The organism is Ruminococcus sp. YRD2003, from assembly GCA_900109435.1.
Taxonomy (GTDB): domain Bacteria; phylum Bacillota; class Clostridia; order Oscillospirales; family Ruminococcaceae; genus Ruminococcus; species Ruminococcus flavefaciens_G.
Map to the genome: position 1 here is coordinate 27,525 of FNZT01000008.1, position 13,737 is coordinate 41,261.

Sequence of the window (13,737 nt, forward strand, 5' to 3'; positions counted from 1 at the left end):
CTTTGTACCCCTCATTAAAGTTTTTCATAAATCTTACCGGGCAGTGCTCTGACTGCACCGAGTATCTCCATTTCGGTGAGCTCGGTCATCAGCTCCGAGCTGTCCAGACCGAGTCTCTGCGCGAGGATATCCGCGTGCAGAGCCCCCTCCGCGAGAGCGTCGGCTATCTGCTTCTGAACGCCGTCGAGCTGCACATCAGGCTTTTTCGGCTCAGGCGAAGCTTCCTCCCCGCCGTCGATATCAGCAGCATTCCCCGCGATGTAAGTCTCCAGTGCAGAGACCTTCTTCATCATTCTGTGCCTGTGGACTTTCAGCGGTCGCTCGTCCTCATTGAGGATGCCGTAGGCTTCCGAGCGCACCTCTTCGTAAACGACAGACCCGTAGCCGAACACGGAAGCAATATCTGCGGAGCTGAAAAACGGCACAGCGCCCTCACCGAGCAGAGCCGCATTGCCCGAATAGGCATTGCTGAATATATCGGCAGGCGGGAGGCAGAATACTTCCCTGCCCTGTTCGGCGGCGAGTGAAGCCGTGATAAGCGAGCCGCTCTTCTCGGAAGCCTCGAAAACGACGGTCGCGCGTCCGAGAGCAGCCAATATCCTGTTTCTTTTCGGGAAGTTTCCCGCATGAGGCGAAGTACCGGGCGGATATTCGCTGATGAATACGCCGCCCGCCTCGAGTATCTCGTCGCGGTGGCTGAAATTCTCGCGCGGATAGTCCACATCAACGCCGCAGCCCAGTACCGCAGCGGTAGGTCTGCCCTGCGAAGCCGCCGCCAGGTGTGAAGTTATATCCACGCCCACAGCAAAACCGCTCACAATGACCACGCCTCTTGCCGCGAGCTCGGAGCATATCCTCTCCGTGACCCGCAGGCTGTAGCCGTCAGCCTTACGAGCTCCGACGGCAGTGACCGTCCGCGTGCCCGTCAGACAGCAGATATCGCCGATATAATAGAGTATTGCGGGCGGATTCATTATATGTCTGAGCTGCGGAGGATAGTCCTCCGAGCTGTAGCCGACCGTACGGATACCCTTCCTGTCGCATTCCGCAAGGACGCGCTCAGCCGCATCTATATCGGTTGCCGCCACAGCACAGCGCTCCTTCTCGCCGAGCCGCACCATGCAGCTCCCCGAGCGCAGTTCGCTGTAAGCCTCATCGGGAGTCTCATAGAGCGACATCAGCTCCCATATCCTGCGGCTGCCGATACCGAAGACCATAGTCAGCCACAGCCAGTATTTCTTATTATCCATAACAAGCCTCCCCGTATCCGCCGTTATCTGAACGGAGCCTGCTTTTTGAGCTCCCACATCAGGATACCCGCAGCCATAGCAGCGTTGAGCGAATTTATAGTGCCGTTCATAGGGATAGTCACGCGCCTGTCGCATCTTCGGGCGACCTCGTCTGGCAGACCGTTGCCCTCATTCCCGATGAAGACCGCCTGCCGCCTCTCAAAGCCGCATTCGGTGACCTTTTCCGCGTCGGTGTCAATGACCGCGGCAGAAGTCGCCACCCCGCCTTTTTTGAGCACATCGAAGAGCTCGTCCTCGTCGGCGGTGATATAGATATTCTCGCGGAACACCGACCCCATAGTCGAGCGTATGACCTTCGGGCTGTAGAGGTCGCAGCTCCCGCACATAAAGATGCCGTCGATACCGAGAGCGTCTGCGGTACGGATTATCATACCTGCATTTCCTGGGTCCTGCAAGCCGAAGAGCACGACATATCTGCCGTTGTCGGCAAAGACGGGAGTTCTCTCCGCGGGTATGCCGCAAATAGCGAACACGCCCTGAGTAGAACTTGTAGAAGCGATCTTATTGCCAAGCTCATTTGAAATGACAAGAGTTTTTGTATCTCTCAAATCAGCCTGCAAATGCACATCACCAAACTTATCAAAAGCCTGTCTTGTAAATATCAGGTGAGTCACCCTCGCCTTTTCCTTCAGAGCATCCTCAACGATGCGAAGCCCCTCCAACACGAATAAGCCGTACTGAAGCCTCTCTTTTTTTGATGAGGAGAGCTTCTGATACAGCTTGATAACGGGATTATCCTTAGAGGTAATGATATTCTCCAATCCTACACCTCCGCGCCATGGAAAATGACCTGTAAAAGGCAGGAACAACACCTGCCTTCTACAAGAAAACACGCTCTTTATAATGATAAGGAGCGTGTTGATATTCTTGATTAGAGAGCAGCCTTAGCCTTCTCAGCGATAGCAGAGAAGCCTGCTGCATCGGTGATAGCGATCTCGGAGAGCATCTTTCTGTTGAGAGTGATGCCAGCCTTCTTGCAGCCGTTCATGAAAGTAGAGTAGTTCATACCGTTGAGCTTAGCAGCAGCGGAGATTCTTGTTATCCAGAGCTGTCTGAACTGTCTCTTCTTCTGCTTTCTTCCGATGTAAGCGTAGTTGCCGGACTTCATAACGGCCTGCTTAGCCATCTTGAAGTGCTTGCTCTTAGCGCCCCAGTAGCCCTTAGCGAGCTTTAAAACTTTATTTCTTCTCTTGCGAGTCATCATTGCACCTTTGATACGTGCCATAGTCTTTTACCTCCAAATAAAAATTAAGTAAGCGTTTTTGAGAGCGTTGCTCCCGACAATTACATATAGGGAACGAGCTTCTTGATGGTAGGAGCGTTAGCGCTGCCTGCAACACCTGCTGTACGAGCGATTCTCTTGCGCTTGGTATCCTTCTGAGTAAGTCTGTGTCTCTTGTTGGTCTTCTGGTACTTTACTTTGCCAGTACCGGTGATCTTGAAGCGCTTCTTAGCGCCCGAGTGAGTTTTAACCTTAACCTTTGCCATTGTTAATATCCTCCTTGATTAAGAACTTTCGTGTTCTTACTTATTTGTTTTGGGACTGACGAACATAACGATGCTGCGTCCCTCCATTTTAGCCGGCTTATCAACAGTACCTGCATCTGAAAGAGCTTCCTTGAAGCGGTCGAGCAGCTCAGCGCCGAGCTCGGGGTGAGCGATAGCTCTCTTGCGGAATCTCACTGATACCTTGAGCTTATCTCCGCCCTGTAAGAATTTGACAGCCTGATTCACCTTTGTTTCAAAGTCGTGGGTATCTATCGTCGAGAACATACGGATCTCCTTGATAGAAACGATCTTCTGATTTTTTCTTGCTTCCTTTTCACGCTTAGCCTGCTCGAAGCAATACTTTCCGTAGTCCATGATACGGCACACGGGCGGTGTTGCCTGCGGAGCGATCTTCACGAGGTCAAGATCCTGATCAAAGGCTAATTTCTGGGCGTCCTTGGCGGACATCGTTCCAAGCTTAGTTCCGTCAGCGTCGATAACGAGAATTTCCTTATCCCGAATATCTTCGTTGATCTGCAGTTCCTGTTTGCTAATCTTCAAGCACCTCCGGTTATAAAATAAAACAAAAATGAGTGCGGAATTATCCGCACTCACACAATACACGTTTAAGACCGCACGGCGAGCCGCACGTTCCTACTCACATATTGACCGTTTAAGCATAGCCTGACGGTGAGAACGGGTAGTTCTGCTTTGTTCACCTAAATATTATACCCTCTTCCCACACACTTGTCAAGCGTCCCCGTCATTTTCATCACAATGCACAACAACAGCCTTCCCTATCTCCTTGATTTTATCCCATATAGCAAATCTGACCTCATATTTCTGAGGTTCATAGAGGATATCGAGCTCCTCGCCGTCAAAGCGTCCGAGCTCCTCCTGCTTGTTGTCCGTGACGTCACAAGCCGCAGGCACGCACAGCGACGGGTACATCACGCACCACCAGTTGTGCCCCCGAGCGGAGCCTATCTTCACTCTCAGAGCGCGGTAAGTCCCCGCAGGCATGGTTATGTCTCCGTAGGTACGTACATCGAACTCCGTGTCCGCGAGCTCCGCCTCCACGGGCAGTTCACAGCCGTTCGCGCGGAGAACTGTCTCGGCAATGCGCTCGATATCGGGCAGCCTGTCCGCAGCTATCGCCTCAGCCTCCGCAAGCGAGTCCGCCTCGCCGAGGATACCGCTTTCAAGGAGGGCATCCCGCACATAGAGTTTCAGCGTCTGGTCGCGTTCGCTGTCGGACTCGGCAAGGATATGCAGCCTCAGCACGCTCCCGCGCAGTCTGTCGAGAGCGAGACCGTCCCGCACGAAGCCGACCGTGTTCGATATAAGTATCGCGAGGACAAGTCCCGCCGCAGCAATGAGTTCATATTTTCTTCTCATCAATATCACCTCGCAGGTAAATATTGGCAGTGCGGGACGATTTATTCAATTGGAGCTGAAAAGTTTGAGCCTTTAGCTCGTGGTGTCCGCTGACGCGGACTTATTATAAAAATTATCGCCGCAGGCGATACCTTTAGCTAACGGCTAACGGCTAATAGCTATTCCACCTGCTTTATCTTTTTGCTCTTTCTGAGTCTTTCTATATCTCCTGTTCGTACAAAATGCTCGACATAGCCGCAGTTCCCGCAGATATATCGGTCGACATCCACCGCAGAGAATATCGTTGCACCGTACATTATATTGTTTCCCGAGCCGTAACTGCCCGTGTAGCCCTTAGCATAGAGAATATCCGTGCTTCCGCATTTCGGACACTTTTTAGTATATTTCATAAAACGACCTCCTTTCCGAAGTCAGCCATATGATACCACACCGCCGTGACAGTTTCAATACTTTCATTTTTCCGCAAACTGTGCAATATCTACAAATTCCGCCTCATCTCAAACGCCGCGGAACGTCATGCTCCGACAGCATTTTCGGGAACATTCCCGACTTTCTCCGCAAAACACGGCGAAACCGTGCTAAAGCTGTCGAAACTTGCAGATAACTTTTGCTTTACCCGCTGCCCCAAAAGGTATAAAATCATACAAAAAGGAGCTGATGAAATGAAAAAGTTCGTTTCCACCCTCGTAACCGTCTTTTCGGCAGTCTCTCTGCTGCTCCCCCTGCCCGCGGAAAGTGCCGAAGAGCCGCAGTACGAGTACACAATAATCAACAACGAAGCCACGATAACAGGCTACAAGGGCGAGCCCGTCTACATAGACATCCCCGAGACCATAGAGGGCTGTCAGGTCGTAGAACTGCGCGACAACGCCTTCTACGAGTGCTCAACTCTCAGGCACATCGACCTCCCCGACACTCTCATAAAGATAGGTCACCACTGCTTCTACGCGTGCTCGGCACTCGAGGAGATAAACGTCCCCGAGTCGGTCACCGACATAGGCATGGGCTGCTTCTGCGGCTGCACGGAGCTGAGCTCCGCCTCCCTGCCCGACACGCTGACCTCGCTGCCCGAGTCCTGCTTCCGAAGCTGCACCTCGCTCGGCGACTTCACCGTCCCCGCAGGCGTGACCCGCATAGGCGCATTCTGCTTTTCAAGCTGCACCTCACTGAAAAACGTCTCCCTGAGCAGCTCACTGAAAGGCGTCGGAGACTGCTCATTCTATATGTGCAGCTCGCTGAAGGGAGTCTATGTACCGCCCTCGGTCAGCGATATAGGGCTATGTGCTTTCGGATATGTCCCGACCGACAACGGCGCTGAGACAGCCCGTGACTTCGTCCTTCTCGGCGACGGCGGCTCTCCCGTCCGCGACTACGCCAGGGAGAACCACATCACATTCACCGACGCCTCCGACACCGTACACGCCTTCGCGATACAGCGTATCACAGGCGAACGCCGCCCCATAAACATCCCCTCGGTGCTCATCATAGCGGGAGCGGCGCTGCTCATAGCCGCCTTTATTTTTGTAAAACGAAAAAACAGTATAAGTTCAAAAGCTAAAATTAATAAAAATCGTTGAAAATGAGCAAAAAATAACTTGATTTCCTCCAAAAAATATGGTATCATGGTAGTAATTACAAATAGTTGATTTCCAACTTAATTTTTCACTTAATTTATGCACAAATTTTTTGGAGGGATAGAAAACATGAAAAAATTCAAAAAAGCCATGGCAGCCGTAACCTGTGCTGTCATGACGGCAGTCTCCGCTCCCGCTCCGTTCCTCACGGACGCGGCTGACGAGGCAGCAGAGGAGCAGCAGTTCTGTGCTCCCATCAGCGAAGTCGTCACAGACTCGGGTCTCGATATCGACTACGCACGTGCGCTCCAGTATTCGCTGTATTTCTATGACGCGAATATGTGCGGTGTATTCAAGGAAAACGAGAACAAGCTCTCATGGCGCGGAAGCTGCCACACCTACGACGCTCACGTACCCATGATAGAGTGGGACAAGGAGACCAACAAGCAGAGCAAGGGCGGTACAAACCTTTCGGCAGAGTTCATGGAAAAGTACAAGGACGTGCTCGACCCCGACGGCGACGGTACTATCGACGTTTCTGGCGGCTTCCACGATGCAGGTGACCACGTTGAGTTCGGTATGCCCGAGAACTACTCGGCAGCAACTCTCGGCTGGGGCTACTATGAGTACCGCGATGTATTCAAGAAGCTTGAGCAGGACGAACACATGGAGACCATTCTCCGCCACTTCAACGACTACCTGATGAGGTGTACCTTCCTCGACGAGAACGGTACGGTCATCGCGCACTGCTATCAGGTCGGCGACGGCGATATCGACCACGCTATCTGGAACAACCCCGAGGTCGACACCATGCCGCGTCCCGCATTCTTCCTCACGGCTGACAAGCCGCAGACAGACTATGTCGTATCCGCGTGTGCATCACTCGCTATCAACTACCTCAACTTCAAGGACACCGACGAGGAATACGCCGAGCAGTCGCTCAAATACGCAAAGGCGCTCTGGAAGTTTGCAAACGATAATGAGAAAGAGCTGTCCGATAACGCCGACGGTCCTGGACGCTTCTACGGCTCCTCGAAATGGGAGGACGACTATTGCTGGGCTGCTGCATGGATGTACAAAGCCACAGGCGACGAGTCATGCTTCGACTATGCGGTAAAGATATTCGATTACTACGCTCCCTCGGGCTGGTGCTACTGCTGGAACGATATGTGGGCAGGCGCAGGCGTAATGTGGGCAGTCGTAAATCAGGAGCACCCCGAGCTTGACCTTGTTCAGAAGATCAGAGACGCTCAGGGCAAGAATCAGTATGTATTCGACGATTTCTGGGACGATGACTGCGTAGGCAAGTGTCTGAAAACATGGAAGCAGGATGAGACAAAGCAGGGCTTCGCATGGCTCGATACATGGGGAAGCTGCCGCTACAATACCGCAATGCAGCTTATATGTCTCATGTACGACAAGTACAAGAACAACGGCAAGGCGAGCGAATGGAGCGAATGGTCAAAGAAGCAGATGGATTATATCCTCGGCGACAACGATATCAGATACAAGGAAGAGGCAAAATTCTCGGTCCTCGCAGGCAAAAACGGTACCCACGGTCCAAGATCGTTCATCGTAGGCTACAATGATACATCCGTAAAGAATCCCCACCACCGTGCAGCTTCAGGACTCCTCATGGCTGAGGACCCCCGCGAGCAGAGACACATTCTCTGGGGCGCACTCGCAGGCGGACCCGATTCCGATGACAGCCACGACGATGCTACAAAGGACTGGACGGAAAACGAGGTTACCATCGACTATAATGCCTGCCTCCCCGCAGCAGCAGCAGGTCTGTACGCCTTGTACGGCACCGAGGACATGGCTGTAACACCCAACTTCCCGCCCACGGACGAGAAGAGAGTATACGGCGGCGGTTCCGAGGGCTCTGGCGGAAGCGGCTACTGGGCAGAGGCGATCGCATACGACGTACTCAACGACGACGGCACAGGCTCTACGAATGTTTCATTCAAGGTACTCTCGGGCGAATCAAGCCCCTCCAAGAACCTCTCCGTAAGATATTATTTCAACGTATCCGAAAACAACAAGCCTGACATCTACGACGTAAAGGAGCTCTACGACCAGTCCAGCACAGAGGACGGCGCAGTCGGAGCTGACGGCGTGATCTCGGGTCCCCACAAGTACGACAAGGTCGCTGACACCTACTACGCCGAGATAAGCTGGGAGGACTACGTTATCGCCAATTCGGGCAAGAAATACCAGTTCAGCGTAGGCTTCTTCGGAAAGGGCTATACCGACTCCGCGACCAACAAATACATCTTCTACCAGTTCGACCCCAAGAACGACTGGAGCTACGACGGACTGAAAATGGGCAAGGACACCGACTTCTTCGCGGTTGACGACCCGCCCGAGGAGCGCTACGACCACATCTGCATCTACGCTGACGGCGTGCTCGTAGGCGGAATCGAGCCCGACGGCTCAGAGCCTGCCCCCAAGGAGACGGCAACTACTTCAAACAGCTCCTCAGCGAAGACGACCACGACATCAAAGGCTACAACCACGACAGCATCGGGCAAGAGCACAACAACAGACGGCAAATTGCTTCCAGGCGACGCCAACCTTGATGCAAAGGTAACGGTCGCTGACGCAGTAGCTATCCTTCAGGCGATCGCAAACAAGGACAAGTACGCGCTGAAACCGCAGGGAGCAAAGAATGCCGACGTCGCAGGAAACGGCGACGGTATCACGGCAGCCGATGCGCTCGCGATACAGAAGTACGACGCTAAGACGATCACCTCTCTCCCTGTAAAGGACTGATGAACGGACTCAGCGAATACAGTGACGAAGACAAATAAAGAAAGGGAACACTGCCTGTATGGCAGCGTTCCCTTTTCCTTTTATCCGACAAGGAGCAGTATAACAGTTTATCACATATTTCGGCGTTTTCCGATATATGCCTGCACGTCAGAATCCCCTCGTAAAACGAACAGTTTGCAGATAATGCTCCTGAAAATTCCCCGAAGCACTCAACTGAATTTGTACATTTCAAAGCAGACGATTGCAGAAATGACCGCAGAATTACATAAAACACTTATGACATATCGGCAGATTCCGTGCTTCTCTGTGAGAAGTCCGAGAACAGCCGCAAATGAAGCCGCTCCGCACACAGCCATACATATCATCTGTGATATTCCGATAGCTGCGGAAACTGCCCTGTTCACACCGCTCGAACTGCTCACAAAAACGACGTATGCAGTTATCATTACCAGCACAGAAACAAGCCACGCAGTCTGTCCTGCAATCATTACCGCAGAGCCTCTGCAAGGTCTGTAGGCATTGTGTTTTTTCAGCTTGCGGCGTATGAGCATCATGTAAACGGCAGCAACACCGAGCAGCAGATACACCACCAACAGGCAAAGCTCGGCAATGTAGTGCGGCTCAAGAACACCGCTGTGTGAAGGCATATTAACGAGCTGAGCATAAGAGAGGACCGATGTGCCGTCATTATAGTCCTTTATCCCCATAAGCAGAGCCCCCTCATCCACAGCATTGAAATCCACAGAATCCACGAGCCTTTTCTTGCTTTCTTTATTCACATCGGAAAGACCGTATTCATCCACGGCATCATATGTTATCTGATACGCACCGCTGCCGATGCTCTGAACATTCTCGACTCTGACAGCATTAAAGAACGCGATGGATTTGAATATCCCCCTGCGCGGAAGCTCTGCGGGCAGATAATACCTGCTCAGCCTTGTTTCTTTCGATGTACTGTCCGCATATTTTTGTGAAGAGAGCGTACCGAAGAACCATTCGGGGAAGTCAAGAAAGTAGTGATTGTCGTCGTCAGACTGATTTATCATCACCACAAGTCCGAGTTCAGACTCGGGGTCAAGCAGCATTTTCACACGGCTTGCCGCTGTTGCTCCCTCGTGACCGTATGTGCGGACGGCGAATTCCTGACACTGCAAACCGTGAGCGCACAGCGGTATATCAGACTCGCCATAGTATGAAGTAGCACCGAACAACTCAGCTTGCGTATCAGCGCTCTGAAACAGCGGAGAATCCTTATCCAGCAGAGCCTGAGAAAAAGTCATCAGGTCGGAAAGTGTGCTTACAGCGGAGCCTGACGGATAGAGGGCAAGATAGTTCAGACAGGTTCCTTTGTCGGTCAGAGCTGCGCCGTTTTCATATGTTTTCATTTTTCTGCGCTGTTCATACACCCACGGATTATCGCTGTGAGTCGCACCTACGGAAGTATGCTCCATTCCGAGAGGCTCAAGGATATGCTCGTGAACATAATCGCAGTAGTCCTGACCGGCGGCGCACTCAATGACATATCCTGCAACAGCCGCGCTGTAAAGCGAATCGACAGGCACCTCACCGGGACGATAGACCTGTACAGGCTCGGCTGCACGAAGCTCATCCGCGAGGGACAATACGGAAGCTTCGTCCTTTTTCCATATCCGAGACGAGCTTTCCTGCCAGCCTGCTGTGCCGTTCATAAGCTCGGTCATAGTGACAGGTTCATCATAAGTAAGATGCTTAAAAAAACCGTCAGGCAGGTAGTCTCTTATGTCACGGTCAAGGTCGAGCTTACCCTGTTCCCGCAGCTGCATAGCGCTGACCCATATCAGCGTCTGTGAGACCTCGCCCCATTCAAACACCGAGCTTTCATCGGTACGGGCATTCAGTCCGACATCGGTACAGGCATAATATCCCGTGCAGAGTACCTCGTCGGCATTGAATGCGCCAATTGCGGTAGCTCCCCATTTCTTTTCAGCCATATCTATATCGTTTTCCTGAAAATCGAGCAAATGCTCGAAATCGCTCTGACTAACACCCGAAGGAAAAATGATCTCGTCGGCGCTTGCAGCGAGAAAAGACGGATCCGCCGATATAGCTGCGGAGCAGAGAAGTGAAGCCGTAATTATGAGTAATTTTTTCATATAAAGCATCTCCTCACAGCTCCTTGTCTTCGTATTCGCAAACGCTGCATACATATCTGTACGCCACAGTCAGCGCGGCTAAGGTCAGGACAGCAGCCATCAGCATTATCCCGTCGGCAGCACTCCCAAGCACCCGCACAAGGTCAACGATGAATCCAAGTGCAGGGACAGACGGGAGCAGGTCTGCGAAAACAAGCAGGAAGAGAAAAATGAGCACTCCCGAAATGACCAGCGCCCGTATATATTCTTTCATTCCCGCCTTGCGGATACCGCCTGTTTTTGATGTTATCGACATTTTTCCGCCGCCCGAGAAGTACCTGCGCAGCTTGCCTGAGATGACCACAGCTCCTGCTGCAAATGCAGCGGCATAGGGTGCATTGAATGAGGAAAGGAAGAGTATGATGCCCTGATGCTGCTGATTTACGACTGCAAGGACCATAATTACATAGAACAGCAGACTAATCCCCGTATACAGCGAAATTGTCAGCAAAAACCGCGAATCCACAACATCCTTTCTGCATACGGGAAGGACAGAGTTCATTTTCTCGCTGTGGTATTTCATCTCGTTCCCGAACAGCATAGGCACAAAGAAAAAGCTCATGAGGGGCGGTACGAGTATCGCCATAAACGGCGCAATACAGGTCAATGCACCGAATGTGAGGCACATTATAAGCACAATCAGCTTCAGACTGTTTTTGCCGCCGTTCATCATGATAATGTCAGCGCGTATAAGTGAGAACAGTCTTTTTGATTCGTTTTTCATTTTTGCGCCTCCTAAATCTCACGCTCGGACACTATGCGTGCCGTTATCTCGCCGAATGCAAGACAGACCGCAAGCATTGCTGCATTTGCGGCAGCGCCGAAACCAACAGCTCCGCCGACGGAAACAGCTGCGCAGTTCTCTGCGATATGCGACAGATTAAACTGAGGTATCAGCGAGGTGTGCGCCGAGAGAAGATACGCTCCGCCGATCACAGCCGACACAGCAGCAACACCGATGATAACGGAACGGAAGAGATTTTCCCTTCCGTATATCAGGCTCATCAATTCCATATAAGCCTCAGCTATGCAGCAAAGCGCAGCCACAGCAAATACAGCAAGGTACACCACAGCAGGAGTGTCATATATATAGTGCATATAGTTCAGCATTTCCCTGCTGCGTTCGGCACTGCGATCAACACTGAAAATCAGCGCGTTAAGGTCAAGCACCGTTGAAAAAGCTGCAATTATGAGTTCTGTTATCTCACAGAACAGAAATGCAGCAAATATGTATATGAACCTTGCCCTTGTGACGTTTCTCCTGTCGACGGGAAGAGTACCGTAGAGCCTGTCAAATCCGTTCCTGTCCGCAATATCCTGCAAGGGATGTACAAAGCCGAAAACACAGAAGGTGACCATTACAGCGATCAGCGGAGACAGCATCATGCTCAGCACCATACAGAACAGTATGACGAAGATAAATTCCCCCATAGACACAGGGCGCATCGTAAGAAAGTCAAAGCGTATCACATTCAGTATGTCCCGCATTCTTAGCCTCCTTGGCAATATAAACCAGTATCTCGTCAATGCTTGCCTTTTCGCAAATCAAAGCGTCGGGCAGCCCCCTCATATCCTCAGTCCGAATCATAGCTTCAAAGCCGTTGCGATAGCTGTGAAAGCCTATCATACGTCCTTTCAGCCCGTCAGGAACAGCGCTCTCCGCACCCTTGACCACAGCGTAGCTCTCCGCAAGGTCGTCCTTGCTGCCTGTGAACCACACACTGCCATTGTTGAGGATAGTGACATAATCCGCGATCCTCTCCACATCAGCGGTTATATGTGTAGAGAAGAGTATCCCGCGGTTCTCGTCGAGAATATAGTCAGAGAGTATGTCGAGCAGTTCATCGCGGGCTACGGGGTCAAGACCGCTCGTAGGTTCATCGAGTATGAGAAGCTCGGGCTTATGAGCGAGGGCGATAGTCACCATCAGCTTCATCTTCATACCCTTGGAGAAATCGCCGACACAGCGGTCATCAGGAAGACTGAAACGTTTCAGGTATGCGAAAAAATCATCACTGTCCCACTTCGTATAAAAAGGACGGATCTGCTGTTCTATCTGCCTTGCGGTGAGGTGCTCGGCGAGGTACATACTGTCGAAAACCACGCCGAGACGCTGTTTTATCTCTATCGTATCCTTGACGCTGTCCAGACCGAACACACTGATGCTTCCGCTGTCAAACTTAGTCATATTCATTATCGAGCGGATAGTTGTTGTCTTGCCCGAGCCATTCTGCCCGACAAATCCCATAATATAGCCTTTCGGAAGTGCGAACGTGACATTCTTGAGCGAAAAGTCTCTGTAAGATTTGCATAGTCCGTTTATTTCGAGAATGTTTTCCATATCAGTCCTCCATAAATTTTCTCAGTGCAGCAGCGATCTCATCGTCGCTTAGTCCTGCATTGCGTCCGTTTTCGACCGCCTTCTGCAAACCGTCTTCCATCTCGAAGAGCATACGCTCCTTCAGCAGCTCGTTGTTCCGTGAAGCAACATAGTAGCCCTTGCCCGTGATAGACGTTATAAAGCCCTCGTCAAGGAGGTCATTATAAACCCTCGTAGTCGTGATAACGCTTATTTTCAGATCGCGAGCGAGCTGCCGTATTGACGGAAGCTGCTCGTCCTCTGCGAGTGTCCCGTCGAGTATCTGAGTCTTCATCTGCTGCTTGATCTGCTCGTAGATAGGCAGCTCTGATTTATTTTTTATTACAATTACCATAATCGTTCCTCTGTTATACTGCACATATGATGTTATATACAGTATAACAGAACGAGCAGATTTTGTCAAGGGGGAGCTGTCATAAAAAGCGGAATTATATGCAAAGAGAGTAATTTAACTAAAAAACAGTGCCATTCCCCGACAGCGGAGAGTGGCACTGTTTTTGCAAAATAGGCACACACTTAAGGGCTGTACTTATACGGAAGCATTGCGGGACATATATCGGGGGAACCCTTTTTCAAAAGGGTTTCCCTCAATTAATATCCGTATTGCTTCTGTATGAATACAGTCCTTAAAAGGGAGCCTA

Annotated in this window: 14 protein-coding genes; 2 read left to right on the forward strand and 12 right to left on the reverse strand. The window is 51.3% G+C overall.

Annotated elements, in window-relative coordinates; genetic code table 11:
- Positions 1–14 precede the first annotated feature (14 nt).
- From dprA to BMX22_RS07375, 7 genes are all read right to left on the reverse strand, one after another.
- A complete protein-coding gene (gene dprA / locus BMX22_RS07345) occupies positions 15–1,250 on the reverse strand; it encodes a DNA-processing protein DprA (RefSeq protein ID WP_074741833.1) in 1,236 nt (411 codons plus the stop codon).
- Positions 1,251–1,273: 23 nt separating this feature from the next.
- Positions 1,274–2,071, reverse strand: coding sequence for a TrmH family RNA methyltransferase (locus tag BMX22_RS07350; RefSeq protein ID WP_143055494.1), 798 nt, complete (start codon positions 2,069–2,071; stop codon positions 1,274–1,276).
- Between the two features lie 110 nt (positions 2,072–2,181).
- Positions 2,182–2,535, reverse strand: coding sequence for a 50S ribosomal protein L20 (rplT, locus tag BMX22_RS07355; RefSeq protein ID WP_074741834.1), 354 nt, complete (start codon positions 2,533–2,535; stop codon positions 2,182–2,184).
- Positions 2,536–2,594: 59 nt separating this feature from the next.
- Entirely contained in the window at positions 2,595–2,798 is a 204-nt protein-coding gene (rpmI, locus tag BMX22_RS07360) for a 50S ribosomal protein L35 (RefSeq protein WP_031561753.1), read from the reverse strand.
- A 36-nt stretch (positions 2,799–2,834) separates the two neighbouring features.
- On the reverse strand, positions 2,835–3,359 hold the full coding sequence (infC, locus tag BMX22_RS07365) for a translation initiation factor IF-3 (RefSeq protein WP_074741835.1): 525 nt from the start codon (positions 3,357–3,359) through the stop codon (positions 2,835–2,837).
- 189 nt (positions 3,360–3,548) lie between these two features.
- Positions 3,549–4,196 carry a stage II sporulation protein R gene (locus BMX22_RS07370; protein WP_074741836.1) on the reverse strand — a complete coding sequence of 216 codons (648 nt, stop codon included), beginning with the start codon at positions 4,194–4,196 and terminating at the stop codon, positions 3,549–3,551.
- A 158-nt stretch (positions 4,197–4,354) separates the two neighbouring features.
- Positions 4,355–4,585, reverse strand: a complete 231-nt coding sequence (locus tag BMX22_RS07375) for a hypothetical protein (RefSeq protein ID WP_074741837.1) — start codon at positions 4,583–4,585, stop codon at positions 4,355–4,357.
- A gap of 273 nt (positions 4,586–4,858) precedes the next feature.
- Here BMX22_RS07375 and BMX22_RS07380 point away from each other — a divergent pair, with 273 nt between their 5' ends.
- On the forward strand, positions 4,859–5,773 hold the full coding sequence (locus BMX22_RS07380) for a leucine-rich repeat domain-containing protein (protein WP_074741838.1): 915 nt from the start codon (positions 4,859–4,861) through the stop codon (positions 5,771–5,773).
- Positions 5,774–5,899: 126 nt separating this feature from the next.
- Positions 5,900–8,545: a glycoside hydrolase family 9 protein gene (locus BMX22_RS07385; RefSeq protein ID WP_177172986.1), complete on the forward strand. Its 2,646-nt coding sequence runs from the start codon at positions 5,900–5,902 to the stop codon at positions 8,543–8,545.
- Positions 8,546–8,754: 209 nt separating this feature from the next.
- Here the strand turns inward: BMX22_RS07385 and BMX22_RS07390 are convergent, their stop codons facing one another.
- The 5 genes from BMX22_RS07390 to BMX22_RS07410 are packed head-to-tail and all read right to left on the reverse strand — an operon-like array spanning position 8,755 to position 13,430.
- Entirely contained in the window at positions 8,755–10,677 is a 1,923-nt protein-coding gene (locus tag BMX22_RS07390) for a serine hydrolase domain-containing protein (RefSeq protein ID WP_074741839.1), read from the reverse strand.
- Between the two features lie 13 nt (positions 10,678–10,690).
- On the reverse strand, positions 10,691–11,440 hold the full coding sequence (locus BMX22_RS07395) for an ABC-2 transporter permease (RefSeq protein WP_074741840.1): 750 nt from the start codon (positions 11,438–11,440) through the stop codon (positions 10,691–10,693).
- Between the two features lie 11 nt (positions 11,441–11,451).
- The gene (locus BMX22_RS07400; protein ID WP_074741841.1) at positions 11,452–12,204 is read right to left on the reverse strand and encodes an ABC-2 transporter permease; all 753 of its coding nucleotides are present in this window, start codon (positions 12,202–12,204) and stop codon (positions 11,452–11,454) included.
- Entirely contained in the window at positions 12,173–13,057 is an 885-nt protein-coding gene (locus BMX22_RS07405) for an ABC transporter ATP-binding protein (protein ID WP_074741842.1), read from the reverse strand. The genes BMX22_RS07400 and BMX22_RS07405 overlap by 32 nt, the downstream gene beginning before the upstream one ends.
- Position 13,058: 1 nt before the next feature.
- Positions 13,059–13,430, reverse strand: a complete 372-nt coding sequence (locus BMX22_RS07410) for a GntR family transcriptional regulator (RefSeq protein ID WP_074741843.1) — start codon at positions 13,428–13,430, stop codon at positions 13,059–13,061.
- Between the last annotated feature and the right edge of the window lie 307 nt (positions 13,431–13,737).